The sequence below is a fragment of the Arthrobacter sp. JZ12 genome (assembly GCF_035189165.1).
Classification (GTDB): Bacteria; Actinomycetota; Actinomycetes; order Actinomycetales; family Micrococcaceae; genus Arthrobacter_D.
Map to the genome: position 1 here is coordinate 650059 of NZ_CP045246.1, position 26660 is coordinate 676718.

Genomic DNA, 26660 nt, shown 5'->3' on the forward strand with positions numbered 1-26660 from the left:
GCACTGCATCTCCTGGAAGCAACCAAGAGTGTTGCCAATCGTCGTTCGTGCTTCCGCCGGTGCAGCGGTCTGGCTCCTGCCGGACTATTGAAACGCTCGACAGTCGCTGCCACCAGCGCGCCTTCCCCTCTGTCATCTCTATGCCTCAACCGCGTTTGGCATCGGAGTAGAAGCCGCGGGAAAGCCCGGTCAGGAGCAGGTTCCGGATCGGGCCGTATTCGCGATCCGAGTCCTTCTGATCAGGTTCTGCCAATGAATCAGACAGCGCAGCCAGCCAGTCCTCGTAATGCGTGATGTCCTGACTGCTGGATGCGGCCACTGCATCACACGCGAAACCCACAGCGGATGTTCCATCGTTGAGCCGCATCGACCCGAGCAGCATCGGTTCAGGCAGCGTGGCCAGGAACTGGCCCAGAGCTGCTTCGGACAGGATCCATCGTTCACCGACGAGCTCCCTACCCTCGTCGCAGCGGTACACGCCCGGTTTGGGTGGTTGAGTGTCCAGCGCCACCATCCTGTATCGGGGGGCTGTGCGGACGGTACCGTCCCAGTAGCCTCCGAGTTTTTCCACGTCAGGAGCAAGAACCTGCCCACGACGGTGTGCACCCATGACAACCAATGGAGTTCCCTGAGCCCCGGCGGCCAGCGGCCAGGGCTTACCGGTGCTGTCCGGTGACGGGGCACTGCCCGATGCGAACAGGGCAGGCGGAGCGGGAGTGAAGGCAATCCGGCGAGCGATGTCGGCCACAACCGCGTCGTCGAAGGTGCGTCCCACCACTGTGACACCGAATTGGGCCCCGTCCACCTCGCCTGCGGGCACTGCGACAGCGCACATGTCGAAGAGGTTGCAGAAGTTCGTGTAGGTGCCCATGCGGGAGTTGACGCCGACAGGGTCCACGGCAACTTCAGCAATGAGGGGATGCAGCGGAGCGGTCGGAACCAGCAGGGCGTCGAATCCCTCGAGCTGCGCGAGCGCCGCCTGCTTCAGTTCGGCGAGCCGCTCGGTGTCGGCGACGTACTCGTGCGCCGACAGAGCTCCTGCGCGACTGATGATGCCGGACACGGTCGGATCCAGGCCCGAGGGGTTGCGCTCGGCTGCCTGCGCATCGACGAAGGCACCCACCGCGGCATACCGCTCCGCGACAAGGGCCCCGTCGTAAAGTAGCCGGGCGGCTCGGAGGAACAGGTCGATCGGAATCGGCGCGACGTCGACGCCGGCGTCCGCGAGCCGCGCGACCTGGCGGCCGAACTCAGCAGCCCAGGCCGGGGAAAGCTCCGGCAGTTCGGCTGGAAAGGCGACGCGCGGCCGGCTCGGCGCCGCGAGGCGCACATCCGAGGGCCATTCCCGTGCACCGCCTGCCATCACCCCCATGGCGAGTTCCGCCGTCGGAAGGTCGCGGGCCAGGATGGTCACCGTGTCCCAGGAGCGGCAGGCGGGAACGACGCCGTCGGTGGACACTACATGCAGTGTCGGCTTGATGCCCACGATGCCCTGCAGCCCAGCCGGAATCCGTCCGGAGCCGGCGGTGTCGGTCCCGATCGCGATGTCAGCCAGGCCAAGCGCCACAGCGACGGCCGATCCGGAACTCGAACCGCCCGAAATATGCTCCGGGCGGCGTGCATCGCGGACGGCGCCGTATGGGCTGCGGGTGCCCACCAGTCCGGTGGCGAACTGGTCGAGGTTGGTCGATCCCAGCGCTACGGCGCCCGCAGCGCGGAGTCGCCGCACTGATTCAGCGTCCCGTTCCGGAACATACGAGTATCCGGGGCAGGCAGCCGTCGTGTGTATGCCCGCTACGTCGACGTTGTTTTTCACGGCGAGAAGCAAGCCCGCCAGGGGGAGGTCCTCCCCGTCACGGACCCGGGCGTCGACGTCCGCGGCTTCGGCGAGGAGTTCCTCCGGCGTCCGCAGGGTAACCCAGATCTCGGGCCGGTCCACTGCATTGATGCCGGCAAGTGCGGCGCGTACGCGATCGGTCGCCACTTTGCTCATACCGCTACCTCTTCCTTCTGGCGTGCTTCGGGTTCCACTTCGACCTCCAGCGTTCCCAGGACCACCAGGGCTTCACCGGACACCACCTGCGATCCGGCGAGGGGGAGCACCTGCAGCACCTGCCCGTCGTGCGGGGCGGTGATTACGGTTTCCATCTTCATGGCCTCCAGCGAGACGAGGGGCTGGCCCTTGAGCACCTCATCACCCACTTCCACGTCCACCTTCCACACGCTGGCGGCGAAGGGCGCCGAAACCAGCGAAGCGCCGTCGGGTACCACCAGATCGTCGGATGCGGGAACGACGGCGGCAGCCGCCTCCGCGCGGTCGAACTCACCGGCGTCTGCCCAGGCCTGACGCTCGACGGCGAAGGCGGCCGATTGCTGCAGGCGGAACTCGTCGATGGACTCGCTGTTGTCGGCGAGGAACCGCTCGTGCTCGGCGAGCGAGAACGTACCCTCCTCAATTTCGACACCGCGTCCCCGGCCCGCGGCCATATCGGCGCGGAGGTCCAGGAGCTCTTCGGGGCTGACCGGGTACCAGGAGATACGGTCGAAGAACCGCAGCAGCCAGGGGGAGCCGGGCTCGAAAGGAGCCGAGTCCGCGTAGCGCGACCATACCTGGGTGGTGCGTCCCACGAACTGGTAACCGCCGGGTCCCTCCATGCCGTAGATGCACATGTACGCGCCGCCGATGCCGACGGCGTTCTCCGGCGTCCAGGTCCGCGCCGGGTTGTATTTGGTCGTGACGAGGCGGTGCCGCGGGTCGAGCGGTGTTGCGACGGGCGCACCCAGATAGACGTCACCCAGCCCGAGGACCAGGTATTCGGCGTTGAAGACGGTGTCGAAGACGTCGTTCACGGAATCCAGCCCGTTGATGCGGCGGATGAACTCGATGTTCCACGGGCACCAGGGAGCGTCGTCGCGCACGCCGGCCATGTATCGCTGGATGGCCTCGCGTGTCGCGGGGTCGTCCCAGGACAGCGGCAGCCGGACGGACCGGCTGGGAACCACCAGTTCGGAGCTCGCCGGAAGGGCAGCCTCTATCTCCCGGACCGCGTCCAGCAGACGGCGGGTCGACAGGACGGATGGGTCCACCTTGATCTGGAGGCTGCGGATTCCCGGCGTGAGGTCGACGACGCCGGGAAGGCGCAGTTGCTCGACGGCCTGGTGCAGGGCATGCACCCGGGCCCGTAGGCCGAGGTCCAGGACCATGTCACCGTATTCGACCAGGAGGTTGTCGTCGCCGGAGCGCCGGTAGGTGACGGCGGGGCGGCCGGGTTCCTCTGCGGAGCGTGCCAGGACGCCGTCATCGCCGTCGCCGCGGCGAAGCAGACCGCTCTCCCGCCGGCTGGTCGCGGCGCCCGCAGGTTCTGCCGCGCGGGGAAGGATGAGTTGGCGGCCGGGGCCAAGGTCGCGCAGGGACGGTGCCTGGACTGCCTCGACCGGCACAAAGCGCACCGAGTCGCCCGGGCGGAGCTGCCCGAGCTTCCAGCGGTCCGCCGTCACGACGGTAACCGGGCACACGAAGCCGCCCAGGCTGGGGCCGTCAGGTCCCAGGAGGATCGGTGTGTCACCGGTGAAGTCCAGTGCGCCCACGGAGTACGGAGTGTCGTGGATGTTGGAGGGGTGCAGGCCTGCTTCGCCGCCGTCCTTCCGTGCCCACCGGGGCTTGGGCCCGATCAGCCGGACGCCGGTGCGAGCCGAGTTGAAGTGCACCTCGTAGTCGGTGGCGAGGAGTTCGTCGATGTCCTCCCGCTGGAAGAACTCAGGGGCGCCATGTGGACCCTCGACGACGGTGAGTTCCCACCGGGAGGTCAGCGCCGGACGGGCGTCGACCGGTACCGGTGAGTCAGCTGTGGGCAGGTTCGCCTGGTTGTCCGTCGATACGGTGCGGAGCACGTCACCGGAACGCAGGACGCGACCGGCGTGTCCACCGAATTGGCCGAGGGTGAAGGTGGAGGCACTGCCGAGGTATAGCGGAAGGTCGAGGCCGCCGGCGAACAGGATGTAGCCGCGCATGCCCGCGCCCTCCGCCGTGCCGACGTCGAGCGTTCCGCCTGCCGGAACGGTGACCGGTTCCCACAGCGGGACCTCGTCACCGTCGACCGTGACGCGGACGTCGGCGCCGGTGACGCAGAGGCGGGTGGCGTGCGAGAACGTGAGGCTGGGTCCGGTCATCGTGAACTCGAGGCCCGGGGCGCCTTCCGCGTTGCCGAGGGCGCGGTTGCCGAGCCGGAACGAGAGGTCGTCCATCGGCCCGCTCGGCGGCACTCCGACCTTCCACAGTCCGGTGCGGCCCGGCCAGTCCTGCACGCTAGTCTGCAGGCCCGGACGTTCGACCGTGATGCGCGGTTCCGGATCGCCGATGCTGTCCAGGGTGTTCGTGGAGTGGGCTGCTTCGCGGACCACGTCGAGGGTGCTGACGGCGCGGAGCATGCCGAGGTTGGTCTCGATGCCGTCGATGCGCGTGCCGGTCAGCGCGCCGGCGAGGCGGTCGAATGCCTCGTCGCGGCTCTCACCGGAGGTAATCACCTTCGCGAGCAGCGGGTCGTAGTTGGTGGAAACCTCACTGCCGGTTTCGGCCCAGGTGTCCACACGGACGTGATCCGCCTTGGGATAGACGGCGTTGGTGATCGTACCTGCGCTGGGCTGGAAATCCCGTGCGGGGTCCTCGGCGTATACACGCGCCTCAACGGCGTGGCCGGCGACAGGCACGCTGTCCGGGACGTCGGCCAGCACGGCAGCTGCATCCGCCCCGCCCTGTGCGAGGCGGAGCATCCACTCGACGAGGTCGACGCCGGTGACCGACTCGGTGACGGGGTGCTCAACCTGCAGGCGCGCGTTCACCTCGAGGAAAGACGCTTCCTGGCGCGCGGAGTCGTAGACGAATTCGACGGTTCCGGCAGAGCGGTAGCCCAGTGAGGCGCATAGGGCGCGTGAGCTGCGGTGCAGTTCTTCGCGGAGTGCATCGGGCAGATCGGGGGCGGGAGCCTCCTCGAGGACCTTCTGGTGCCGGCGCTGCAGGGAGCAGTCACGGTCACCGAGGCTGACTACCCGGCCCTCGCCGTCGCCGAAAACCTGGACTTCCACGTGGCGGGCGTTCTCCACGTAACGCTCAGCGAAGACGCCGGCGGTTCCGAAGCTCGCCGCGGCGAGGCGGGCAACGCGTGGGAAGCCCTCGGCGAGTTCCTCCTCCGAGCGGCACACGGTCATTCCGATGCCGCCGCCACCGCCGGTGGCCTTGAGCATGAGCGGGAAGCCGATGGATCCCGCGGCGGCAAGGGCGTCCTCAACGTTGTCGAGCAGGCCCGAGCCGGCGATCATGGGAACGCCGGCGGCGGAGGCGGCGTCGCGGGCGGTGTGCTTGGTGCCGAAGATGCGCAGCTGTTCAGGGGTGGGCCCGACGAACACCAGCCCGGCCGCTTCCACGGCCTCCGCGAAGTCGGCGTCCTCGGACAGGAAGCCGTAGCCGGGGTGGATGGCTCCGGCTCCGGTGGAGGCGGCGGCGGCGAGCAGGGCGTCGACGCGCAGGTAAGACTCCTTCGCCGGGGCGGGACCCAGAAGCACAGCCTCGTCGGCGAGCCGGACGTGGCGGGCGCCGCGGTCAGCCTCGGAGAACACGGCGACGGTACGCAGGCCGAGTTTCCGTGCGGATTCGATGATGCGGCAGGCGATTTCGCCGCGGTTGGCGATCAGCAGGGTGTCGAAGCGGCTCATGCTGCGTCCTCCGGACGTGTGACGATCATGCGGACGGGAGTGGGGTTGAAGCCGTTGCAGGGATTGTTCACCTGCGGGCAGTTGGAGACGAGGACGAGGGTGTCTACCTCGGCGCGGAGGGCGACGCGCTTGCCGGGAGCGGAAAGCCCGTCGACGATACCGAGGGCGCCGTCGGGATCGACCGGCACGTTCATGAACCAGTTGATGTTGGACACGAGATCCCGTTTGCCGAGGCCCCACCGGGAGCCCTCGATGAGGAAGTTCTCCACGCAGGCGTGCTGCTCACGCGTGTGTTGGCCGTAGCGGAGGGTGTTGGATTCCTGCGAGCACGCACCGCCGATGGTGTCGTGGACGCCTACTTCGTCCGCGACGACGGTCATGAGCGCGAGGCCGGTGTCAGCGCGCAGCACCGAGCCGGTGGTCAGGACGATGGAGCGCTGCTGCGCGATGGTCACGGGCGCGGAGTACCGGACGGTGGTGTCGTCGGCGGCGTAGAGGAGGCAGTCGACCGCCTGGTTGCCGTCGAGGTCCACGATGGTGAGCACGTCGCCGGCTGCGACGACGGCCGACCACGGGCCGCGCGCTTCCACGTACTCGTCGAGGATGACGGTGCCGGGAGCGAGGGCGGCATCGCTCACGGACTGCGGGAGGGTCGTGGTCATCGGGTGCTCCTTGCGGCGTGGTCGTGCTCGGTGTTGTTCAGGGCTTGCAGGTGTTCGGGGACCAGCGGTCCCACCAGGCTGCCGTCGGCAAGTGCGGCGAGTTCTTCCCGAGCCCGCCACGCGGTGATCTCGACGGCGGAGCCGGTGAAGTCCGTGCGCGGGTCCAGTGGGTGGGCGGTGTTGGCGAGCACGACGACGGCGTCCACCTGCAGCAGCAGGTCCACGTGGGTGCCCGCGCCGGCGCTTCCCGTGAACCGGATGCTCCCGTCGTCGTCGACGTGTATGCCCTTGAAGAGGGTGAGTGAGGGGGCGACGTCGCGTGGGCCGAGGCCGTTCTTCAGCGCACCGAGGGTGAGCAGTTCGCGGGCGGCCGGTGACGCGCTGTGGGCGGTTCCGGCTCCGTAGCGGGCGGTGTTCCCGGCCAGGGTGGTGGCGCCGGTCAAGGCGTCGTGGTGTCCTGAGGTGTCCTCGACGATCGTGGCGAGGACACGGCCGGCGTCGGACAGGAGCGGGTGCCCGGTTCCGGGGTAGGCCTGCCAGGGCACCTTGACGGTGTCGGCGGCATTGAAGCGTTCGTGGAGCGCGCCGGCCCGGTACAGGAGGGTGTGCACGCAGGCGTCGCCGGTGTCGGTGAGCCGAAGGCTGGTGCCGCGGGCCAGCGGCAGGGTGGTGTATCGGCCGAAGGCCAGCGTTTCGGACCAGATCAGGCGGTCGGCGGCGCCGTCGGGCAAGGCTGCTGTGAGGCGGGAGGGAGCGGTGGACACGGGGATGTGGCGCATGGTCTCTGCGGTGCGGCTGTGCTGTTCGCGGGCGTGGGCGCGGGCACCGGCGGTGGTGGCCGTTCCTGCGGGGGCGTCGGTGGTGGATGTCATGTCGATCCTGTCGTGTGGTGCGGCAGTGGGTAAGAGCGGCGGGTGAGGGCAGTGGGGAAGGGAAGGGCGCTAGGGCGTCCGCATTGTGCGCCTGCGGACGGAGAGGCCCACGAGGAATACGACGGCGACCAGTAGGGGAGCGGAGTAGAGAAGGATTCCGTTCTCACCGGTGGGCTCGTAGACCTCCGGGCGGGGCCAGGCGAGGTTCACCACCATGGCGGCCCCGTAGAGGACGGCGAGCACGTTCACAGGCAGCCCCCAACGGCCCAGCGAGAAGAGGCCGGACGGCATGGTCTGCCCTACTCGGTCCCAGTCGCCGCGCAGCCGGTTGAGCAGCTGCGGCACGGTGACCATCAGGTACGCGATGTACACCATGACGATGCAGACGCTGGTCAGCGTGGTGAAGAGGGCGGCGTTGCCCACGTTGATGGCCAGGACTCCGACGGCGAGCGCGCCGATGGCGATCGACGGCCAGATGGGGGTGCCGCGGCGGGGGTGAACTGTCGAGAGCAGGCGGGAGGCGGGCAGCTTGCCGTCACGCGCCATCGAGAAGACCAGGCGCGAGCCGGCGGTCTGGATGGCCAGGGTGCAGACGAAGATCGCGATGGCGACGTCAACGAGCAGGACCTTGCCCCAGAAGGTGCCGAGGACGGCCGTCAGGACGTAGGGGAGTCCCTCGGTGGCGAGGCGGCCGTCGTCGAGGCTCGGCGCGGCCATCAGTGCGGTGATGATCATGGCCGCTCCACCGATTCCGGAGATCGCGAGGGCCGAGATGATGGTGCGCGGTGCAGTGCGGCGGGGGTCCTTGGTTTCTTCGGAGAGCTCGCCGGCGGAATTGAAGCCCACCATCACGTACGCGGCCATGAGGCCCGAGACCAGGAAGGCGCCGACCGCGCCGAGATCCGACCCCTGCAGCACAGTGGTGTCGGCGACGACGTCGGGCCCGCGCTGCGCCGCGGTGAGGAGGGCGAGGACAACGGCGATCACTCCGACGATCTCGCAGGTCACCCCGATCGAATTCACATGCGCCATCAGGCGGACGCCGAGGGCATTGATGATGGTGGTGGCGACCAGGAGGATGGCACCGAGAACGACGGCGTTCGCCGCGCCCGTGACGGTGTTGAGCGCAGGATCACCGCCGACAAGTTGGAATCCGCTCCACAGTTGCGGCAGCACTACCTGGAGGGCGATGGCTGCTGCAGCGGCGGTGACCACCTGCGCCAGGGACATGAACCAGCCCGCGAACCAGCCCACGGTTTCCCCACCCACGCGCCGTGCCCACTGGTACACCGCACCCGAAAGCGGATAACGGGCAGCCAGTTCCGCGAAGTTCAGCGCAACAAGGAGTTGTCCTACCAGGACGATGGGCCAGGTCCAGAAGAACGCCGGCCCGGCGAACGAATAGCCGAAGGCGAAGAGCTGGAAGATGGTGGTGAGGATGGAGACGAAGGAGAACCCCGCCGCGAAGGACGCGTACCGGCCGAGCTTGCGGTGCAGGGACGGTTGGTAGCCGAGGGACGTAAGGTCGGCGTCGTCCTGATGGATCGGGGAGGAAATCGTCATGGGGGTCTCCGGGGCTGGACTGATGGGATGGTGGTGAGCAGGAGAGGGAGCGAAGGTCCTGCGCAATACCGGTCAAGTGATAGTTTTCCAACGCCACATCGCGCGGCGGTTTCCCAGACGTAAAAGGCACATGAGGAGCTTGTTTCCGGCATGTTTCGCGCCTCGGCGGGGTGGGAATCCGGCCAAACCGGGCGGATTCCCGACTGTAAGAATGGGGTCATGACCCTCGCTGGACCCGGCCGCCCCCGTGCGCGCCAGGCGACCCGACCCGGAGCAACCGCCCGCGAAGAGATCCTCGACGCGGCCGCCGAGCTCTTCACCACCCAGGGCTACGCCACGACATCCACCCGTGCCATTGCCGATGCCGTCGGGATCCGCCAGTCGTCGCTCTACCACCACTTCGCGACGAAGGACGACATCCTTGAGGATCTGCTGTCCCGCACGGTCGCCGCAGGGTTGTCCTTCGCGCGTGCAGTAGGTGAGTCACCGGAACGAGGGCAGGGCGCTGTTTCTCCTGCTGCACGGCTACACGCGGTAGCTCTGTTCGACGGATCCCACCTGTGCAGCGGCAGATGGAACGTTGGAATCCTCTATCACCTGCCGGAAGTCCGGAGTGAGCGTTTCAGTCGCTTCCTTGCCGATCGCGAGGAACTGCAGCAGCTCTACCGGGTTTTCGGTTCAGCGGCTGTCCGCAGCCCGATATCCTCAGGCGGGCTCCAACATCACGGGGAGCTGGCGTTTCGGCTGGTCGAGTCTCTGATCAGTCTTCGTATCGATGGCCAGATTCATCCCGGCTCACCCCTTGAAGTAGCCGATGCTGCTGTAGTGCTGTGCGGGCGCGCCGATGACTTGGCGACGATACGGGAAGAGGGTAGAGCCCTCATCGGTTCCTTGGGACACCAACTACCGACTCCGGCAGGCGAACGATATTGACGACCCCTTCCCATTTGTCCGGCACAGCGTCGAGTGTCGCGGCGTAGTCTGCGCGCCATTCGGTCCCGGTGATCGCTTGGATCGTGCCATTTCAGGGCTGATATGCCCGAGAAGGCCTCGGAGCGTACTGCCTTTTGGAGAAGCGGGCAGGCCTTCAGAAATTGTCTGTTGCCCTTGACAACCGGTTGCGACCAAAGCACGATGAAACGTTCAAGAAAGCGTTTTCTCGCTATGTGAGCTATTGACTAGCCAATGCATCAGGACATCAAGGGAGATGGTTATGGTTTCGTTCGTCAATCCACGAAGGTCACGACGAGCACTAGGAGCGGCCGCAGCGGCAGCTGTCGCTGCGGCAACGCTTGGGAGTATGCCGGCAGTTGCGGCGCCCGAAGACACGCCGATTCGGCAGGTGGAGTACCTCGACCGAGCCCCGGTCGCTGTGACGACCGAGGGTGGAGTCTACGTTGGTTGGCGCATGCTCGGCCTCGACGCCGATTCGACCGGTTTCCACGTCTACCGTGACGGTGTCCGCATCACTGAAGCTCCGATCACAGGCAGTACCAATCTGCTCGATGCGGAAGGGACCGGAACTTCGGTCTACCGCGTGACCGCATTGATCGACCAACGCGAAGTGACGGTCACTGACGAGTTCACGCCATGGGGGGATCAGTCCTTGGACATCCCGCTCCAAAGACCGGCAGGCGGCACGACTCCGACAGGGGAGGCCTACGAGTACGAAGCCAACGATGCATCGGTCGGCGATCTCGACGGTGACGGAGAGTACGAGATAGTTCTCAAATGGAATCCGACGAACGCGAAGGACAACTCCCGTTCGGGCTATACAGGCAACGTGTACCTCGACGCCTACAAGCTTGACGGCACCCGGCTGTGGCAGATCGACCTGGGCCGCAACATCCGCGCGGGAGCTCACTACACCCAGTTCCAGGTGTTCGACTACGACGGCGACGGCCGAGCTGAGGTTGCAATGAAGACCGCAGACGCCACGGTCGACGGTGCCGGCAAGGTCATCGGCGACGCAGCAGCGGATCATCGCAACACAAGCGGCTACATCCTGACCGGACCCGAGTACCTGACCGTCTTCGAGGGCGCGACCGGCGCGGCGCTCGACAGTGTCGATTACGTACCGGCGCGTGGAGCGCTGTCATCGTGGGGCGACACTTACGGCAACCGAATGGACCGGTTTCTTGCCGGCACCGCCTACCTCGACGGCGAAAACCCCACCATGATCTTCAGTCGTGGGTACTACACAAAGACCTACATCGCCGCATTCGACTTCGTTGACGGCAAGATCGAAGAACGCTGGTTGTTCGACTCGACCAAAGCCGGCAACCAGTTCTCGGGGCAAGGCAACCACAACCTCTCGATCGCGGATGTCGACGCGGACGGCGCCGACGAGATCGTCTTCGGGTCGATGACAATCGATGATGACGGTACGCCGCTCTACAACACAGGCCTCGGTCACGGTGACGCGATGCATCTCACCGACCACGTCCCCTCGCGTGCTGGACTTGAGGTGTTCGCAGTTCACGAGAGTATGTCCAGCAGCGGTCAGCGGGCGGCGACCATGCGCGACGCGGCTACCGGTGAGATCCTCTGGTCGATACCCGGTACCCGTGACACCGGCCGCGGCGCGGCGGGCGATATAGACCCGACACACGAGGGCAACGAGGCGTGGGCAATCGGAGGCACGTACAAGTTCTACTCAAAGGTCGGATCGCTCCGCGCAGCAGATGGCACGGACCTTGGTACGAGCATCCCTGCGGCGAACTTCCTCACCTGGTGGGACGGGGACCTGCTGCGTGAGATCACCGATCACGACTACACCGACCCGACCGAACTCGCCACTGGCGCGACGCCGACCATATCGAAGTGGAACTGGGAGTCGAAGACAGAAGACCGGCTGCTCACACTCGACGGCACCCTCACAGGTAACGGCACCAAGGGCAACCCGGCACTCCAGGCCGACCTGCTCGGCGACTGGCGCGAGGAACTCGTCTACCGCAGCGCCGACCACTCGTCGCTGAAAATCTTCACCACCACCGATGTCACCGAGCACCGCATCCGCACCCTGATGCACGATCCGGTGTATCGGCTCGGCGTAGCGTGGCAGAACACCTCCTACAACCAGCCCCCTCACTCGAGCTTCTTCCTCGGCGAGGGAATGACCACGCCTCCCGCTCCGAGCATCGCCTACGTGAACGCCCCGGCACCCGACGAGACAGCACCAGTCGTGACCGAGCTCAAGGACACCAAGGTAGGTGCCAAGCGCGGGCTCGCAGTCGACGTTCGAGCAGAAGATGCTGAGTCGGGTGTCCGCTCACTCACCGTCACCTTCAATGGACAAGAGGTCACCGGAGTGAACGGCCGCTACGAGCTTCCCACCGAAGGACTCAAGGGCAGCTTCGAACTTAACGTCACCGCGATCAACCACGCCGGTATCGAAACAACCGCTACGGCCGAGATCACCGTGCGACCAGGCAACGGCAAGCCCGAACAGCACTGACAATGACGAAGTAGACAAGTAACCGCAGAGACGGGCGGTGGGGCGAACGCCCCGCCGCCCGTTTCTACAAGCTTTAGTTTTCGAGAACCACCAGGGCGGATTGTGGTCCTATTCGGTGTCCGTCAGGTGAGGGAAGTGATTTCGTAGGTATGGCCTGCCGCGCGCAGCCTCTCGATCTGGACCTCGCCGAGGGCGGTCGCCGGGGTCAGTGATCCGGCAGCGGACGGCAGGCGGTCGCCGTCGAGGGCAAGTGAGAGCGCTGCCTCCCCGGCCATTACGGCGGTGGCGGCGTATCCCGGGTCGCCTGGCCCGGCTACGACGGCCCGGTACCGCCGGCCGCTCTCTGTGGAAGCAGTTAACTCGGACCGGAACCAGCCTGAGCGCCGCGCGGCCTCGCTCGGGCCCGTACCGGGCGACGGAAGGACGCGGTCCAGCAGTTTCCTCGTAAGTGGTAGGGCCAGCGTGGCTCCGAATGCCCTTAGTCCGAGTGCCGTCGCTCCGGCGAGGACTCCGCCGGCGAACCCGCGCCTAATACCCATCACCTCGCCGTACCGCAGAGACCGGCCATAGGCCCAACCCTGCAGGGCATTGCTGCGACGAACGATCCGTGTGTTCGCTGACGCCATGATGAAGGGCGCGGTCCACAGGCCGCCATCTGCGCGTCCGACCCACCCCAGGTCCTTCGGCTGCCGGGTCGAGGGCTCCGCTGTCCTGTCCGGACTGAGGGAGTAGGGATCGCACGCGAGCGATCGCAGCACAGGGTTCGATCGAATGCCATCGAGCTGCCCGCGCATCGACTCGATGGTGCCGCCGCTGAAGCCGCCCTTCGCCCTGGCGACGAGCTGCACATCGGTCAGTCCGCCCGCGCCGTCGGCCTCCACAGCGCGGTGTAGGAGGAGCACTGCGAGGTCCGACGGGAGGGAGTCGTAGCCGCACGCATGGACGATCCGTGCACCGGTGGTTCTTGCCAGCGTGTCGCAACGGTCGATGGCTTCACGGACGAAGGACACCTCGCCCGTCAGATCCCCGTAGTGGGTGCCGGCGCGGGCACAGGCCTCGACGACGGGCAGTCCGTACTTCGCATAGGGGCCCACCGTGGTGAAAAGAACCCTGGTGCCTGCGGCCAGTGCAGCGAGCGAGTCAGGGTGGTCCGAGTCGGCCTCGATGAGTGCCCAGTCGTGTGCGGAGGCGGGCAGCCTAGACCGTACGGCCTCGAGCTTCACTTTCGATCTTCCGGCGAGCCCCACGCGCAGGTCCGGAGGAGCGTGGTCTGCAATATATCCGGCGATCAATTCACCGACGAAGCCGGTCGCACCGAAGAGGACGAGGTCGTGGTCGCGGGGTGGGGCCTCCATGCCAGCAGTCTTCCACGGCAGCGGCCAAACCGACGCGGAGAAGTGCTACCTCGGCGCCGGCCCCGTCGACTGGCCGCCTTCCAGTCGGCACATCACCAGTTCCTGCCGCAGCTCGGACGCCCGGCCCTCCAGTTGGTCGATCAGTGCCTCCACGCCCATCCGGCCCAACTCGGTCGAGGGGGAGGAGAGCACGGTCAGCTCCGGGTCGGCCATCGCAGCCATCTCCGCCGACGACCCAACCGACAGCACCGACAGATCACCCGGAATCTCGACGCCGGCGTGCCGCAGCCCGTTCACGAAGCCCGTCGCCGCGAGTTCGTTCTGGATGATGACGGCGGTGGTGTCCGGAAAGTCCCGCAATAAAACCCCCGCCGCTTCTTTCCCTGCGGCCGGCACCGCACCACACGTGAAGGCTGACGGCTCAAGACCCTGCCGGCGCATCTCGGCCTCATAGCTCGCGCGCGACCGTCGGACCGGACCGAAGGCGTCCAATCCGCGGCTTCCGACGGCGTCATCCAGCAGCGTGATCCGCTGATGTCCCAGTGCCGTCAGGTGCCGCACGGCCGCCACCAGGGTCTCCTCGAAGTTGATGTCCACGTAGGTCAGCGCTCGCGGATCCCGTGTGCGGCCGATCAGTGTGAACGGCGTCCCGGATACCAACAGCTCCTCCACACGGGGATCGTCGAGCGGGACCTCCATGAGGATCACGCCGTCCACCAGTCCGCTGGACGTCAGCTCAGTGGTGTGGCCGGCGTCGTTGCTGATCGGCCAGAGCACCAGGTTGTAGCCCTGCTCCCGGGCCGCCGCCGCGCCGCTGGTGAAGAACTCCACCACGGTGCCGCTGAAGGAGTGCTGCAGCGCAGGGAACAGCAGCGCGATGATCCGGGTTTTCTTCCCGGCCAACGCACGCCCGACAATGTTCCGCCGGAACCCCAGCTCCTGCATCGCAGCCTCCACCCGGGCACGCGTTGCCGGAGCTACCGGCTTGGTGTTGTTGATGGTGAAGGACACCGTCGCGATGGACACGTTGGCGAGCCGCGCAACGTCCTGCATGGTGGCCATGAAAACCGTCCTTCGAGACCGGGGAATCGTTCGGCGGACGCATCCGGAGGGTCCGCACCGTTCATCCAGTAAAGCGTTTAAATTTTTCCTTGACAAGCGCCCATGTGACGCACCACACTCATCTACAGGCCAAATAGTAAAACGTTTTACTCAACCGCCGAAAGCACAGCATCAAACACCCCCAGCACATTCAACGAGGAAGGAGCTGCCCCGTGCCGCAAACCCTCAAGGTCGCCCTCATCGGCTACTCGTTCATGGGCTCCATCCATGCACAGGCCTGGACCACGGCGCCGCGGTTCTTCGACCTCGGCATCAAGCCCGAACTCGCCGTCGTCTGCGGTCGCAACGAAGACGCCGCCCAGGAGTTCGCGCAGAAGTTCGGCATCGGCCGCGTCGAAACCGACTGGCGCGCCGTCGTAGAGGACCCGGACATCGACGTCGTCGACATCTGCACCCCCGGCAAGCTGCACGCCCCGATCGCCATCGCGGCGCTCAACGCCGGCAAGCACGTCCTCTGCGAGAAGCCGCTCGCCAGCACGGTTGAGGATGCGCAGGCCATGACCGACGCCGCCGAACGCGCAGCAGCCAACGGCACCCACGCGATGGTCGGCTTCAGCTACCGCCGCACACCCGCCCTCGCCTACGCGAAGCAACTGGTCGACGACGGCCGCATCGGCACCATCCGCCACATCCGCGCCGTCTACCTGCAGGACTGGATCACGGACGAAAACTTCCCGCTGGTCTGGCGCCTCGACCGCGAAGAAGCCGGCTCTGGCGCGCTCGGCGACATCGGCGCCCACATCCTCGACCTCGCCCAGCACATCACCGGCCACACGATCACCGGTGTCAGCGCCCTCACCGAAACCTTCGTTCCCACCCGGCCGCTGCCGACGTCGTCCGCCGGCCTCAGCGCCACCACAACCCAGGACGACGGCGGCACTCCGGCCCGCGGGGACGTCACCGTCGATGACGCGGCAGTCATCCTCGCCCGCACCGATCAGGGCGCGCTCGCCACCTTCGAAGCCACCCGCTTCGCCACCGGCCGGAAGAACGCACTGCGGCTGGAGGTCAACGGGTCGAAGGGCGCCTTCGCCTTCGACTTCGAGCGGCTCAACGAGCTCGAGTTCTACGACAACACCCAGCCCGCTACGAGTGAGGGCTTCCGCCGTATCCTCGTCACCGAATCCGACCACCCCTACGCCGGCGCCTGGTGGCCGCCCGGCCACGGACTGGGCTACGAGTCCACCTTCGTCCATCAGATCGCCGACTTCGTCACCGGCATCGCGAACGGAACCGCACCCGCGCCGTCGTTCGCTGACGGTCTCCAGATCCAACAAGTCCTGGCCGCCGTCGAAGCCAGCGCCGCCCAGCAGGCGCAGTGGCAGTCCATCCCGTCGTTCGAAACAGTCCGCTAGACCGCAACTGGAGCCTAGGGGAATCGAACCCCTGCAGCACAGCAAGACCCAGCCGAGATCAACACAGGCAAAGGAGCCCCTATGAACCGCAAGCTCAGCACCATCGCCGCCCTGGCCGCCATCGCACCGCTCACCCTCACCGCGTGCGGCGGGGGAGGAGGCGGCGGCGCGGCAGAGGCAGGCGGCGACGTCGAGTCCCTCACCGTCGTCGACTACTACAACAACGAGCCGGACAAGACGCTGGTCCAGGAGGCCATCGACCGCTGCGCCACGGAACTCGACGTCACCATCGAACGCGAGACCATCCCCGGCAAGGACCTCATCCAGAAGGTGCTGCAGCGCGCGTCGTCGCAGACGCTGCCGGATGTGCTCATGCTCGACAACCCGGACGTGCAGGAGATCGCTGCCACCGGAGGCCTCTCGCCGCTGAGCCAGTACGACGTCGACACCTCCGGCTTCGCGAAGGGCATGCTGGAAGCCGCCACCTATGAGGGCGAGGTCTACGGCCTGGCCCCGACCGCCAATACGCTCGGCATCTTCTACAACACCACCCTGCTCGAGGAAGCCGGCATCGAGCCACCGCAGACCTGGGATGAGCTCAAGGCCGCCGCCGAGCAGCTCACCTCCGGCGACCAGTACGGCATCGCGTTCTCCGCCATCGCCACCTACGAGGGCAGCTGGCAGTTCCTGCCGTTCATGTGGTCCAACGGCGGCGACGAGACCGACTTGACCAGCCCCGAGGTCGCCGAGGGCCTGGCGCTCTGGAAGGACCTCGTGGACAGCGGGTCGGCGTCGAGCTCGGTGATCAACTGGTCGCAGGCGGACGTAAAGGACCAGTTCATGGCCGGCAAGGCAGCCATGATGGTCAACGGCCCGTGGCAGATCCCGGCCCTGCAGGAAGACGCCAACATCAAGTGGGACTCCGTGCAGATCCCCGTCAACGAGGAGGGCCAGACCTCCATCGCACCGCTCGGCGGCGAAGTCTGGACCGTCCCGGTCACCGGCGACGACGCGAAGCAGGCCAAGGCCGCCGAGTTCGTGACCTGCATGAGCAATGACGAGAACCAGCTTGCCCTCGCCGAAGCGCGCTACACCGTTCCCACCAAGACCGCGCTCGCCGAAGAGTACGTCGCCGCGGTCCCCGAGATGGAGTCCTTCACCGAGCAGGTGGCCAACGCCCGCTCGCGCACAGGCCAGCTCGGCGAGGAATGGCCCGAAGCCGCCACCGTCATCTACAACGCCATCCAGCTCGCCCTGACCGGCAAGGCCTCGGCCGAGGAAGCCTTCGAGCAGGCCTCGGCGGGATAGTTGCCATGTCGCAGATAGACACAGCACCAACGACGACGACGGCGGCGGCCTCCTCCGCGGAGGCCCCGCCTCCCGCCCGGGCCCGGCGGCGGCTCTCCCGCGAGGGAATAGTGCGGCTGCTCTTCGTGGCCCCGGCAGCGCTCTACATCCTGTTGTTCTTCGGCTACCCGGTGGTCAAGAACGTCACGATGAGCCTGCAGGAGTACACCACCAAGACCTTCTTCACGGGCGAGGCTCCGTGGGTGGGCCTGGAGAACTACCGGACGGTGTTCAACAGCAGCCTGTTCTGGCCGGCGATGACCAACACGGCGCTGTTCACGGTCGGGTCAATCGTCGGGCAGTTCGTGATCGGGCTGGCGCTGGCGTGTTTCTTCAAGCGGCGTTTCCCGCTCAGCAACTTCCTGCGCTCGATGCTCCTGCTGCCGTGGCTGCTTCCGCTGATCGTCTCGAGCGCCACCTGGCGGTCCATCCTCGACCAGGACTCGGGCATTCTGAACCGGTTCCTCGGCACGTTCGGCATCGACGCCGTGCCGTGGCTGACCAGCCCGTCGGTGGCTCTGCTCGCCGTCGTACTGGTGAACATCTGGGTGGGCATCCCGTTCAACGTGACCATCCTCTACGGAGGTCTGCAGGACATCCCGGACGAACTGTATGAAGCGGGAGCTCTCGACGGCGCCACCGGCTGGAAGGCGTTCTGGAACATCACGCTGCCCAACCTGAAGCCGGTGATCAGCGTGGTGCTAGTGCTGGGCGTCGTCTACACCATCAAGGTGCTGGACATCATCCTGGGCCTGACCAACGGCGGGCCGGCGAATGCCACGCAGACGCTGTCCATCCGGTCCTACCAGGAGTCGTTCATTAACTTCGAGTTCGGGGTGGGTGCAGCGTTCAGCAACATCCTGATCCTGATCTCGCTCGTGTTCGCCGTCATCTACCTCCGCGCCAACCGGCGCGCAGTCGACGAGTAAGGGGAGAGCCGTGACTACTGTGGATACCGCCGTCGTACGCGTTCCAACCCAACGCAACGTGGGCAGGCAACGCAGCCAGGCCGCCGTCTACACGGCGCTGGGTGTGCTGTTCCTGGCCGTGATGCTGTTCCCCGTCTACTGGATGGTGAACGCGTCGCTGCAGCCCTCGGGCAACACGCTGACCGCGAGCTTCTTCCCGGTGAACCCGAGCTTCGACGGGTACGCCCGTGCCATCTCGGAGCAGGGGCCCAACCTCGTGACCAGCCTGATCGTCTCGCTGGGCACCGTGGTGTTTAGCCTCGCCGTCGCGGCGCCGGCGGCCTATGCGCTGGCGCAGTTCCGTTTCCGCTGGGTGAACATCGCGCTGCTGGCGATCCTGATCTCGCAAATGATCCCGGGAATCGTGATCGCGAATGCGCTGTACGCGGCGTACAACGACCTCGGGCTGCTCAACAGCATCCCAGGCCTGATCCTCGCCGATGCCACGCACGCCATCCCGTTTGTCATCCTCATCATGCGGGCGTTCATGATCGGCATTCCCGCCTCCATTGTGGAGGCTGCAAGGGTCGACGGCGCGGGCCTGGTTCGGGCGTTCGTGTCGATTGTGCTACCGATCAGCCGGAACTCGCTGATCACCGCGGGGCTGTTCGCGTTCCTGTTCTCCTGGAGCGACTTCCTGTTCGCGCTGACCCTCACCACCACCGAGGAGGTGCGGCCGGTGACCCTGGGCATCTACCAGTACCTGGGCACGCAGGTGTCCAACTGGAGCGCCGTCATGGCCACCGCCGTCCTGTCCTCACTGCCGGCGATCGCGCTGCTGATCCTGGCCCAGAAATACATTGCGGCCGGTGCCACCGGCGGGGCCGTCAAGTAAAAGCCATCCCAACGTTAGGAACACTCCCATGACTTACACCGAACCCCTGCGCGTCCTGGTCTGGGGCGAAAACCGCCACGAGCAGGTTCAGCAGAAGGTCCGCGACATTTACCCCGACGGCATGCACAACACCATCCGCGAGGGCATCGAGGAGAACCTCGGCGCCCGGGCCGTGGTCAGCACCGCCACCCTCGACGATCCCGAGCACGGCCTCACCGAGGACGTCCTGGACAACACCGACGTGCTGGTGTGGTGGGGCCACGCCGCACATGGCGAGGTGGCGGACGACGTCGTCGAACGCGTGCACCGGCACGTGCTGGCGGGGATGGGGCTGTTGGTGCTGCACTCGGGCCACTGGTCGAAGATCTTCGGGAAGCTGATGGGCACCTCGTGCACGCTGCGATGGCGGTCCGAGCGTGACCGCGAGATCGTGTGGACCGTGAACCCGGCGCACCCGATCGCGCAGGGCATCCCGCACCCGTTCATCATTCCGGAGCAGGAGATGTACGGGGAGTTCTTCGACATTCCTGCACCGGATGAGCTGATCTTCCTCAGCACCTTCAGCGGCGGAGAGGTGTTCCGCAGCGGCTGCACGTTCAAACGCGGCTTCGGGAAGATCTTCTTCTTCAGCCCGGGCGATCAGGACTACCCGGTCTACCACCACAAGGACGTGCGCCGCGTGATCGCCAACGGTGTGGAGTGGGCCCGAACGCTGCGGCCCGAGCGCACCGACCCGGTGCTGCTGCGCTACGAAACCGAGGACTTCTACACCGGTCACGGCTACCAGGGAGCGATGCACAATTGATCACCTTCAAGACCGTTGAAGCCACCCCGCTGCGCGTGGTGCAGGTGGGTGCCGGTGGCATGGGCAAGGCCTGGATCCGTACCCTGCAAGCGAACGACGACGTCGAAGTGGTGGGCCTGGTGGACCTCAACCTGGGTGCCGCGCAGGCCGCGGTCGAGGAGTTCGGGTTGCGGGACGTCGCGTTGGGCACCTCGGTGTCCGAGGTTGCGGCGGCGACCGGTGCGCACGCCGTGGTGAATGTGACGGTGCCGGCGGCGCATCATCCGGTGAATGTGGAGGCCATGTTCGCCGGCCTGCCGGTGCTCTGTGAGAAGCCGGTGGCACCGACCGTGGCGGAGGGTCTGTCGCTGGCGGCTGCGGCGGAGGTGAGCGGGCAGCTGCTGATGATCAGCCAGTCCCGCCGGTACTTCCAGGGCCTGACGCAGCTGAAGGCGCTGACCGGTCAGCTGGGCGACATCGGCGTGGTAACCACCGAGTTCTTCAAGGCACCGCACTTCGGCGGGTTCCGGGAAGAGATGGCGCATGTGCTGCTGGTGGACATGGCAATCCACCAGTTCGATGCGGTGCGGTTCCTGCTGGATCAGGATCCGGTGTCGGTGTACTGCGAAGAGTTCAATCCGTCGTGGAGCTGGTACGACGGTGCTGCTGCCGCTACCGCGGTGTTCCAGATGAGTGGCGGCATCCGGTACGTGTATACGGGGAGTTGGTGTGCGGACGGGTTGGAGACGTCCTGGAACGGGTCCTGGCGGGTGAACGGTGCCGGCGGGACGGCAGCGTGGGACGGGGCGGGGGAGCCGGTTGCCGAGCTGCTGTCCGGGGCCGCTGTTGTTCCGCCGGTGTCGCATGAGGAGGAGATTGCCGGGGCGCTGGGCGAATTTGTGTCCGCGTTGCGGTCCGGGGAGGTGCCGTCGGGGGAAGTGCACTCGAACGTGTTGAGCCTGGCCATGGTGGAGGCGGCGGTGCGGTCGGCGTCTACGGGACAGCGGGTGCTGATCGACGACGTGATGGAGGACGCGTACCGGATCGCTGTGGCTTCTGAGCGGCGGGCGGATGTTCGGGCGGTGCTGGAATCGTGGGGTTCTGCGAGAGGTGGCATTGGTGAGCGCGTGGCAGGGCGCCGTCGCGAAACGGTTTTGGGAAAGCATTCAAGGTGCTACTAGTAGCGTCACGTTTCTTGTTGTCATTTTATTCAAGCCGAATGCAGATATTGATTGACCGGTTCGGAGGTACCCAGGTTGAAAGGTTCAGCACATGTTGCGTTTACCTTGATCTGATGTCGAAGCCTGATCGTATTGTTCTCGTATGAACGAGTTGCGGTGGAGCGACGTACATCCTTGCGAGAAGGCTTGGGGGGCCACTCGCAACATGCCTGGGGTCTACAAGTGGTATCTGACGGGCGTCCTGCCAGACACATTCAACTGGCCAGTGCCGTTGAAACCGATCAGGGCTGGTGAATTTCGTGTATGTCGGCAAGGGAACAAACCTGCGTACTCGAGCAAAGCATCACAAACTTAAGACACAAGGCTCTACGTTCAGACGCTCGTTGGCTGGACTGATGGGCATGCAGGCTGAATGGTTCGGTAGTGCAACCAACCATGGTTTGATAGCAGCAGACGAGGCAACGCTGACATCTTGGATGACAAACAACTTATCGATGTCCTCCCCGGTTACAAGGAGGGCCGAGGACCTGTCAGGAGTGGAATACTCGCTGCTATTGCAATCTAGGGTACCGCTCAACCGGGACGGACTGTCTGCTGAGCAACTTCACACCAGTGCTCGCGCAAAGGTGCTGAAACACAAGGCGAGAGCCCAAAAGTGCCGTTAGTTTCGGAACCGTCTGAATCATTCAACTCCGCTATGCCAGATTGGCGGGCACACTCCTGCCAGCAATCCGAGAAAGTTGCCTTATATGGGGCTTGATGGCTATTCGGACACCGAGAAGGCATGTTTGAGCGTCCAGCTCATCTACGGCCTGTCCGTTCTTCGTCTTTATTCTATTCATGAATAAGCGCAGAGCCGCGTCGATCTCGCAACAGGCTGAGTAGATAGGATCATCCGGAAGGGTCGTGACTAGGAGCGTTCCTATTGTCGACCTGAAGCGCTTGAACGAGCTGATTACATGAGTCCAGTCTTCGTCATACACAGGGGCGAAGAACGCTGCATGCTTATTCATTTCCTCGATGAGCATGCGAGCATCAACGGACTGTTTTGTCTGACGCCGGGCTAAGCTGAAAAGGTCATAGGCCCCGTTCAGCGCGTCGTCGACGATTCGATAATGATTCGAGCGCCACTCGCGGAGTGTCTCAACACTGACACCACTCTCATCGGCGTAGCTTCCACGCTTGTCGATCATGTCATGGCAACTACCACACAGAAAGATACCGTTGTCGATATGTTTTCGTTTGTCAGCAGGCATTCCACAAATATGACGCTCGGACCCATGTGAGTTTCCCTCGATATGGGCAGCCTGGCCCAATTTCAGATCTCCGACGTCTCCCTCTACTCGGTAGGCACGAAGTAGGCGGTTGCAACTGGGATTATTGCAAAATCCCGCGGAACGTGAAGCTAACTCAAGCTTCGTTTTGTCGGTGAAGTGGCCAGCGTTACGGTCAGTTGGAGACTTATAGCAGTCTGTCGACATGAGTCAAACTTACCGCCTGTCGAGTAGTAGTTGTGGGAAGGCCATCGCATCAGACTCCCAGCAGACTCAACGTCGTCATTGTGAAGTAAATCGATACGGATAGTCATGCCGTCAGAATATGGTCTATGCCCTGGAATTGACACCGCGAATCGGTGTCGCAACCTTTACCCTGGTCAGGTGAGCCAAACCAATGGGGAAGGGGCAGCGCCGCAGCTGCCCGAGGGGCTGTATGAGCTCTTGAAAACTGACGCAATCGCCAGGCAGTTGGCGGCGACCCCCGAACTGCACGCTTCGTTCGAGCAGGTCGATGAGAGGAACGCGCCTGACATCCTCTCGCGCCACATAGCCGAAGCCGTGAGACATGCCCTGGCGGAAGCCGCCCCCGAGGCGCGCGTCCAGATTGCTAACAGCATCTTGAGACACCTCAGCCGCCCGGCCGCTATTTCCGTCGGGCCACAAGAACTCCTCGGACTTCACCGGCCTGAGAACCTACGACGCCGCAGCGTCAAACGACCCACCACGCGCCTCAGTGAGTCGGCACTCCTTACCAACAGCAAGGATGAACCCAACCTCGCAGCAGAAATCAGGACAGAGATGGACTCGGCCAACACAGTCGATCTGCTCTGCGCCTTCGTCCGCTGGACCGGACTGCGCATGCTGCACCCCGCCCTTGAAAGGCTTCACGAACGCGGGGCAAGGCTCCGAGTCATCACCACCACCTACATGGGCGCCACTGAACGCCGTGCCATTGACGAACTCGTCACCCGCTACGGGGCAGAGGTAAAGATTAGCTACGAAACTCAGGCCACCCGCCTCCACGCCAAAGCGTGGCTATTCAGAAGGGACACAGGCTTCGACACCGCCTACGTCGGAAGCTCAAATCTCAGCAAAGCCGCGCTCCTCGACGGGCTCGAGTGGAACGTCAGGCTCTCCAATATCGCCACGCCCACACTGCTGAAGAAGTTCGAGGTCACCTTCGACAGTTACTGGGAGCAGCGAGCGTTCCAGAGCTATGATCCCGAGCGCGACGGCGACAAACTTGACGCAGCCCTCGAACGAAACGGTGGCAAACGCACCATAGCTCCGGATGGCGTCACCGGACTGGAGGTCCAGCCGTACCTCCACCAGGAGGAAATGCTCGAAGCGCTCGAGGCCGAACGGCTCAAAGGCCACACTCGCAACCTACTCGTCGCCGCCACCGGAACTGGCAAGACGGTCATCGCCGCCCTTGACTACAAACGTCTCAGCGAAGCCGCAGGCCGAAACATCACCCTGCTCTTCGTTGCGCACCGCCAAGAAATCCTGCGCCAATCCATGCGCACCTACCGCAACGTGATGCAAGACGGCGCTTTCGGCGAGCTCTACGTCGGCGACAACAAGCCGACACAGTGGAAGCAGGTCTTCGCGTCGGTCCAGGCACTCAGTGCCAGAGGCATTCAGCAGCTCGAACCCCACATGTTCGACATCGTCGTCATTGACGAGTTTCACCACGCTATGGCGCCCACCTACCGCAGCCTCATTGAGCATCTGAAGCCTCAACAATTACTCGGCCTCACGGCGACACCTGAGCGAGGCGACGGCGTCAACGTAGCCGACCAGTTCTTCGACGGTCGTACGGCGAGCGAACTCCGACTCTGGGATGCCCTCGACGCTGACCTCCTGGTGCCCTTCCACTACTTCGGTGTGTCCGACGACGTCGACCTCAGCCAGGTGGAGTGGAAGCGAGGCAACTACGATCTCGCCCAGCTCGACCGCCTTTACACCGGCAACGACGCCCGCGCCGCTAAGGTCATCCGCGAGCTCAGGGACAAAATCACCGGAACCGACCAGATGCGTGCCCTCGGCTTCTGCGTCTCCGTCCAGCACGCCCACTACATGGCCGAGGTTTTCAACCGTGCAGGTATCGCGTCGATAGCCCTGCACGGTGGAACGGACGACGACGAACGCGCGCTTGCGCTCACACAGCTACGAGACCGCAAGATCAACTGCATCTTTACCGTCGACCTCTTCAACGAAGGTCTCGACCTGCCCGAAGTAGACACGATTCTCATGCTCCGCCCAACTCAGAGCGCAACGATTTTCCTTCAGCAGCTTGGCCGCGGGCTGCGACGCGCTGAGGAGAAATCGGTCCTCACAGCGCTGGACTTCATCGGGCAGCAGCGCCGCGAGTTCCGCTTCGACCTGCGGTATCGAGCGCTCACAGGATTCGGTCGGAAGCAGCTGGAGAAAGCGGTCGACGACGAGTTCCCGTTCCTGCCGTCCGGTTCCCAGATCGTTCTCGACCGGGTGGCGCAGCGAGTCGTGCTGGATAACATCCGGGCTCAGTTGCGGTTCAACCGTGCCGAACTCGTGCGTGACATCGCCTCCTATGGCGAAACGGTACTGGCCGAGTACCTCGAGCGATCTGGCAACGACCTGAAGACCATTTACCGCTCGACGCGGGATTCCTGGACCGGGTACCTACGCCAGGCTGGCATGATCGAGGGGCTCTCTCCTGGGGAGGCCGCCATCGCCGGAGGTCTGGCGGATCTCGCGCAGGAGAAACAACTCCTGCTGCGCATGGTGCGGCTGCTTCACGTCGACGACCCAGAACGAGCCGACGCGTACACGATGCTCGTCAGCGAAAGCGCTCCGCGGTATGAAGAGCTTGGATCACGCGAGAAGACCTTCGCCCGGATGCTGTTCTATACGCTCTGGAGCGATGGCGGCGGCTTCCAAACATACGACGACGGACTGGACCACCTCCGTCGGTTCCGCTTTGTGTGCGACGAAATCCGGCAACTCGTCGAACTGGGCGTCACTGACTCGAAGCACGCGGCGAAGGGGCTCGGCGCCGGACTGCGGCACGTTCCTCTGCTATCCCATGCGACCTACCGGCGTGAGGAAGTCCTGGCAGCGCTGGAATATGGCTCCCTGGAAACGGGTAAGAACGTGCAGCACCGTGAGGGCGTTGCCTGGTGTCCCACAACGTCAACCGACGTCTTCTTCGTCACGCTCAACAAGGATGAGCAGAATCACTCAGCGACCACCATGTACAAGGACTACGCCATCGGTCCTGACCTCTTTCACTGGGAGTCGCAAAATGCCACGGCTACAACTAGCCCCACGGGGCAGCGCTATTTGAAGCACAAGTCGCGGGGCTCTCAGGTGTTGCTCTTCATCCGAGACACTGCGAAGGACGAGAGCGGCCTGACAGTGCCCTACACATGTTTAGGTTTGATCGACTACGTTCAGCATTCTGGGGAGAAGCCCATCGCGATTACCTGGAAGCTGCACCGCGCGATGCCGGCTGACGTCTTCGCCACGGCATCGGCGGTCGCGCGGTGATCAACCCGGCCGAATCGATCGCTTTCGAGAAGGGACGAGGGGTCATCCGCAACTCGAGCGGCGTAGTTTGAACTGATGGAGAAGAGCGCTCTTGGCGCAACCCAAGCTGGGCCAGCGAGACCCATCGAGAGAATGGGTGAGGGCTCTGAGAGGCATGGACAGCCAGCCGCTCAGAGTCAGGACGTGAAAACTAGTCCGGAGAATCGTGACTCGCATCATGGAGTAGGCGGCGCGAGCGTCTGCTGGGAACCGAAGCAACCGAAGCTGTCGTTGGCGGCTCTGGCTACATCCGAGCGCGCTGCCGTTGAAGAAGCGTGTGTACGTGACAATGCAACTACTCGTGATTTTTCGAGGTCCAACCCAGCTGTGACTCGATCTGTCTTCTATCTCCGGAGCAGAGGGTCGTAAGTTCGAATTCTATCGAGGGCACCGGGCAAGGCCGTTGGGTGAGCTAGATTCAACTGATCCAACGGCCTGAAACTTTCTTGGGCGCACCAAGTATCGCGCTCGTTGCCCCTCAAAATCCCTCATCATCTACCGTCCTATCTGAGTCGAGTGTGAGTTGAGATCGAGCACCAACGTAGAGACTTAGCGCAGCCGTTACTTGCTTACAGCACCCTCGGTGAGAACAAAACTGCCCTA

At 64.8% G+C, this 26660-nt stretch carries 18 protein-coding genes; 10 read left to right on the forward strand and 8 right to left on the reverse strand.

Annotated features, from left to right (window positions below; genetic code table 11):
• Window positions 1-145 precede the first annotated feature (145 nt).
• From atzF to GC088_RS03170, 5 genes are all read right to left on the reverse strand, one after another.
• Window positions 146-1993, reverse strand: a complete 1848-nt coding sequence (atzF, locus tag GC088_RS03150) for an allophanate hydrolase (protein WP_323960459.1) — start codon at window positions 1991-1993, stop codon at window positions 146-148.
• Window positions 1990-5709: an urea carboxylase gene (gene uca, locus GC088_RS03155; RefSeq protein ID WP_323960460.1), complete on the reverse strand. Its 3720-nt coding sequence runs from the start codon at window positions 5707-5709 to the stop codon at window positions 1990-1992. The genes atzF and uca overlap by 4 nt, the downstream gene beginning before the upstream one ends.
• Window positions 5706-6371, reverse strand: a complete 666-nt coding sequence (locus GC088_RS03160; RefSeq protein WP_323960461.1) for an urea amidolyase associated protein UAAP2 — start codon at window positions 6369-6371, stop codon at window positions 5706-5708. The genes uca and GC088_RS03160 overlap by 4 nt, the downstream gene beginning before the upstream one ends.
• Complete coding sequence (locus GC088_RS03165; RefSeq protein ID WP_323960462.1) at window positions 6368-7243, reverse strand: urea amidolyase associated protein UAAP1; 876 nt, start codon at window positions 7241-7243, stop codon at window positions 6368-6370. Before GC088_RS03165 ends, GC088_RS03160 begins: the two co-directional genes overlap by 4 nt.
• Window positions 7244-7312: 69 nt before the next feature.
• The gene (locus tag GC088_RS03170) at window positions 7313-8806 is read right to left on the reverse strand and encodes an amino acid permease (protein ID WP_323960463.1); all 1494 of its coding nucleotides are present in this window, start codon (window positions 8804-8806) and stop codon (window positions 7313-7315) included.
• 219 nt (window positions 8807-9025) lie between these two features.
• Between GC088_RS03170 and GC088_RS03175 the strand changes: the two genes are divergently transcribed.
• The gene (locus GC088_RS03175) at window positions 9026-9739 is read left to right on the forward strand and encodes a TetR/AcrR family transcriptional regulator (RefSeq protein ID WP_323960464.1); all 714 of its coding nucleotides are present in this window, start codon (window positions 9026-9028) and stop codon (window positions 9737-9739) included.
• Between the two features lie 274 nt (window positions 9740-10013).
• Window positions 10014-12263 carry a rhamnogalacturonan lyase gene (locus GC088_RS03180; protein ID WP_416377490.1) on the forward strand — a complete coding sequence of 750 codons (2250 nt, stop codon included), beginning with the start codon at window positions 10014-10016 and terminating at the stop codon, window positions 12261-12263.
• 122 nt (window positions 12264-12385) lie between these two features.
• Here GC088_RS03180 and GC088_RS03185 read toward each other — a convergent pair whose 3' ends face one another.
• Window positions 12386-13618 carry a saccharopine dehydrogenase family protein gene (locus GC088_RS03185; protein ID WP_323960466.1) on the reverse strand — a complete coding sequence of 411 codons (1233 nt, stop codon included), beginning with the start codon at window positions 13616-13618 and terminating at the stop codon, window positions 12386-12388.
• A gap of 45 nt (window positions 13619-13663) precedes the next feature.
• Entirely contained in the window at window positions 13664-14680 is a 1017-nt protein-coding gene (locus GC088_RS03190) for a LacI family DNA-binding transcriptional regulator (protein WP_323960467.1), read from the reverse strand.
• A 254-nt stretch (window positions 14681-14934) separates the two neighbouring features.
• Here GC088_RS03190 and GC088_RS03195 point away from each other — a divergent pair, with 254 nt between their 5' ends.
• From GC088_RS03195 to GC088_RS15445, 7 genes are all read left to right on the forward strand, one after another.
• Window positions 14935-16095 carry a Gfo/Idh/MocA family protein gene (locus tag GC088_RS03195; protein WP_416377507.1) on the forward strand — a complete coding sequence of 387 codons (1161 nt, stop codon included), beginning with the start codon at window positions 14935-14937 and terminating at the stop codon, window positions 16093-16095.
• Window positions 16096-16176: 81 nt separating this feature from the next.
• Window positions 16177-17403: a sugar ABC transporter substrate-binding protein gene (locus GC088_RS03200; protein ID WP_323960469.1), complete on the forward strand. Its 1227-nt coding sequence runs from the start codon at window positions 16177-16179 to the stop codon at window positions 17401-17403.
• A gap of 5 nt (window positions 17404-17408) precedes the next feature.
• A complete protein-coding gene (locus GC088_RS03205; protein ID WP_323960470.1) occupies window positions 17409-18371 on the forward strand; it encodes a carbohydrate ABC transporter permease in 963 nt (320 codons plus the stop codon).
• A 121-nt stretch (window positions 18372-18492) separates the two neighbouring features.
• Window positions 18493-19245 carry a carbohydrate ABC transporter permease gene (locus tag GC088_RS03210; RefSeq protein ID WP_323961893.1) on the forward strand — a complete coding sequence of 251 codons (753 nt, stop codon included), beginning with the start codon at window positions 18493-18495 and terminating at the stop codon, window positions 19243-19245.
• A gap of 28 nt (window positions 19246-19273) precedes the next feature.
• Window positions 19274-20050, forward strand: a complete 777-nt coding sequence (locus tag GC088_RS03215; protein WP_323960471.1) for a ThuA domain-containing protein — start codon at window positions 19274-19276, stop codon at window positions 20048-20050.
• Between the two features lie 59 nt (window positions 20051-20109).
• The gene (locus tag GC088_RS03220) at window positions 20110-21210 is read left to right on the forward strand and encodes a Gfo/Idh/MocA family protein (RefSeq protein ID WP_416377508.1); all 1101 of its coding nucleotides are present in this window, start codon (window positions 20110-20112) and stop codon (window positions 21208-21210) included.
• Window positions 21211-21509: 299 nt separating this feature from the next.
• Window positions 21510-21875, forward strand: coding sequence for a GIY-YIG nuclease family protein (locus tag GC088_RS15445; RefSeq protein WP_416377509.1), 366 nt, complete (start codon window positions 21510-21512; stop codon window positions 21873-21875).
• Window positions 21876-21905: 30 nt separating this feature from the next.
• On the opposite strand, the gene GC088_RS03225 is transcribed toward GC088_RS15445, so the two are convergent.
• Window positions 21906-22466, reverse strand: coding sequence for a hypothetical protein (locus GC088_RS03225; RefSeq protein WP_323960473.1), 561 nt, complete (start codon window positions 22464-22466; stop codon window positions 21906-21908).
• 438 nt (window positions 22467-22904) lie between these two features.
• On the opposite strand from GC088_RS03225, the gene GC088_RS03230 reads away from it, so the two are divergent.
• On the forward strand, window positions 22905-26018 hold the full coding sequence (locus tag GC088_RS03230) for a DEAD/DEAH box helicase (protein ID WP_323961894.1): 3114 nt from the start codon (window positions 22905-22907) through the stop codon (window positions 26016-26018).
• Window positions 26019-26660: the final 642 nt, after the last annotated feature.

What these genes read in the sequence shown, in the direction of transcription:
- atzF (WP_323960459.1), bottom strand. Translation starts at nt 1,993, where the DNA reads ATGAGCAAAGTGGCGACCGATCGCGTACGCGCCGCACTTGCCGGCATC.
- uca (WP_323960460.1), bottom strand. Translation starts at nt 5,709, where the DNA reads ATGAGCCGCTTCGACACCCTGCTGATCGCCAACCGCGGCGAAATCGCC.
- GC088_RS03160 (WP_323960461.1), bottom strand. Translation starts at nt 6,371, where the DNA reads ATGACCACGACCCTCCCGCAGTCCGTGAGCGATGCCGCCCTCGCTCCC.
- GC088_RS03165 (WP_323960462.1), bottom strand. Translation starts at nt 7,243, where the DNA reads ATGACATCCACCACCGACGCCCCCGCAGGAACGGCCACCACCGCCGGT.
- GC088_RS03170 (WP_323960463.1), bottom strand. Translation starts at nt 8,806, where the DNA reads ATGACGATTTCCTCCCCGATCCATCAGGACGACGCCGACCTTACGTCC.
- GC088_RS03175 (WP_323960464.1), top strand. Translation starts at nt 9,026, where the DNA reads ATGACCCTCGCTGGACCCGGCCGCCCCCGTGCGCGCCAGGCGACCCGA.
- GC088_RS03180 (WP_416377490.1), top strand. Translation starts at nt 10,014, where the DNA reads ATGGTTATGGTTTCGTTCGTCAATCCACGAAGGTCACGACGAGCACTA.
- GC088_RS03185 (WP_323960466.1), bottom strand. Translation starts at nt 13,618, where the DNA reads ATGGAGGCCCCACCCCGCGACCACGACCTCGTCCTCTTCGGTGCGACC.
- GC088_RS03190 (WP_323960467.1), bottom strand. Translation starts at nt 14,680, where the DNA reads ATGGCCACCATGCAGGACGTTGCGCGGCTCGCCAACGTGTCCATCGCG.
- GC088_RS03195 (WP_416377507.1), top strand. Translation starts at nt 14,935, where the DNA reads ATGGGCTCCATCCATGCACAGGCCTGGACCACGGCGCCGCGGTTCTTC.
- GC088_RS03200 (WP_323960469.1), top strand. Translation starts at nt 16,177, where the DNA reads ATGAACCGCAAGCTCAGCACCATCGCCGCCCTGGCCGCCATCGCACCG.
- GC088_RS03205 (WP_323960470.1), top strand. Translation starts at nt 17,409, where the DNA reads ATGTCGCAGATAGACACAGCACCAACGACGACGACGGCGGCGGCCTCC.
- GC088_RS03210 (WP_323961893.1), top strand. Translation starts at nt 18,493, where the DNA reads ATGCTGTTCCCCGTCTACTGGATGGTGAACGCGTCGCTGCAGCCCTCG.
- GC088_RS03215 (WP_323960471.1), top strand. Translation starts at nt 19,274, where the DNA reads ATGACTTACACCGAACCCCTGCGCGTCCTGGTCTGGGGCGAAAACCGC.
- GC088_RS03220 (WP_416377508.1), top strand. Translation starts at nt 20,110, where the DNA reads ATGGGCAAGGCCTGGATCCGTACCCTGCAAGCGAACGACGACGTCGAA.
- GC088_RS03225 (WP_323960473.1), bottom strand. Translation starts at nt 22,466, where the DNA reads ATGCCTGCTGACAAACGAAAACATATCGACAACGGTATCTTTCTGTGT.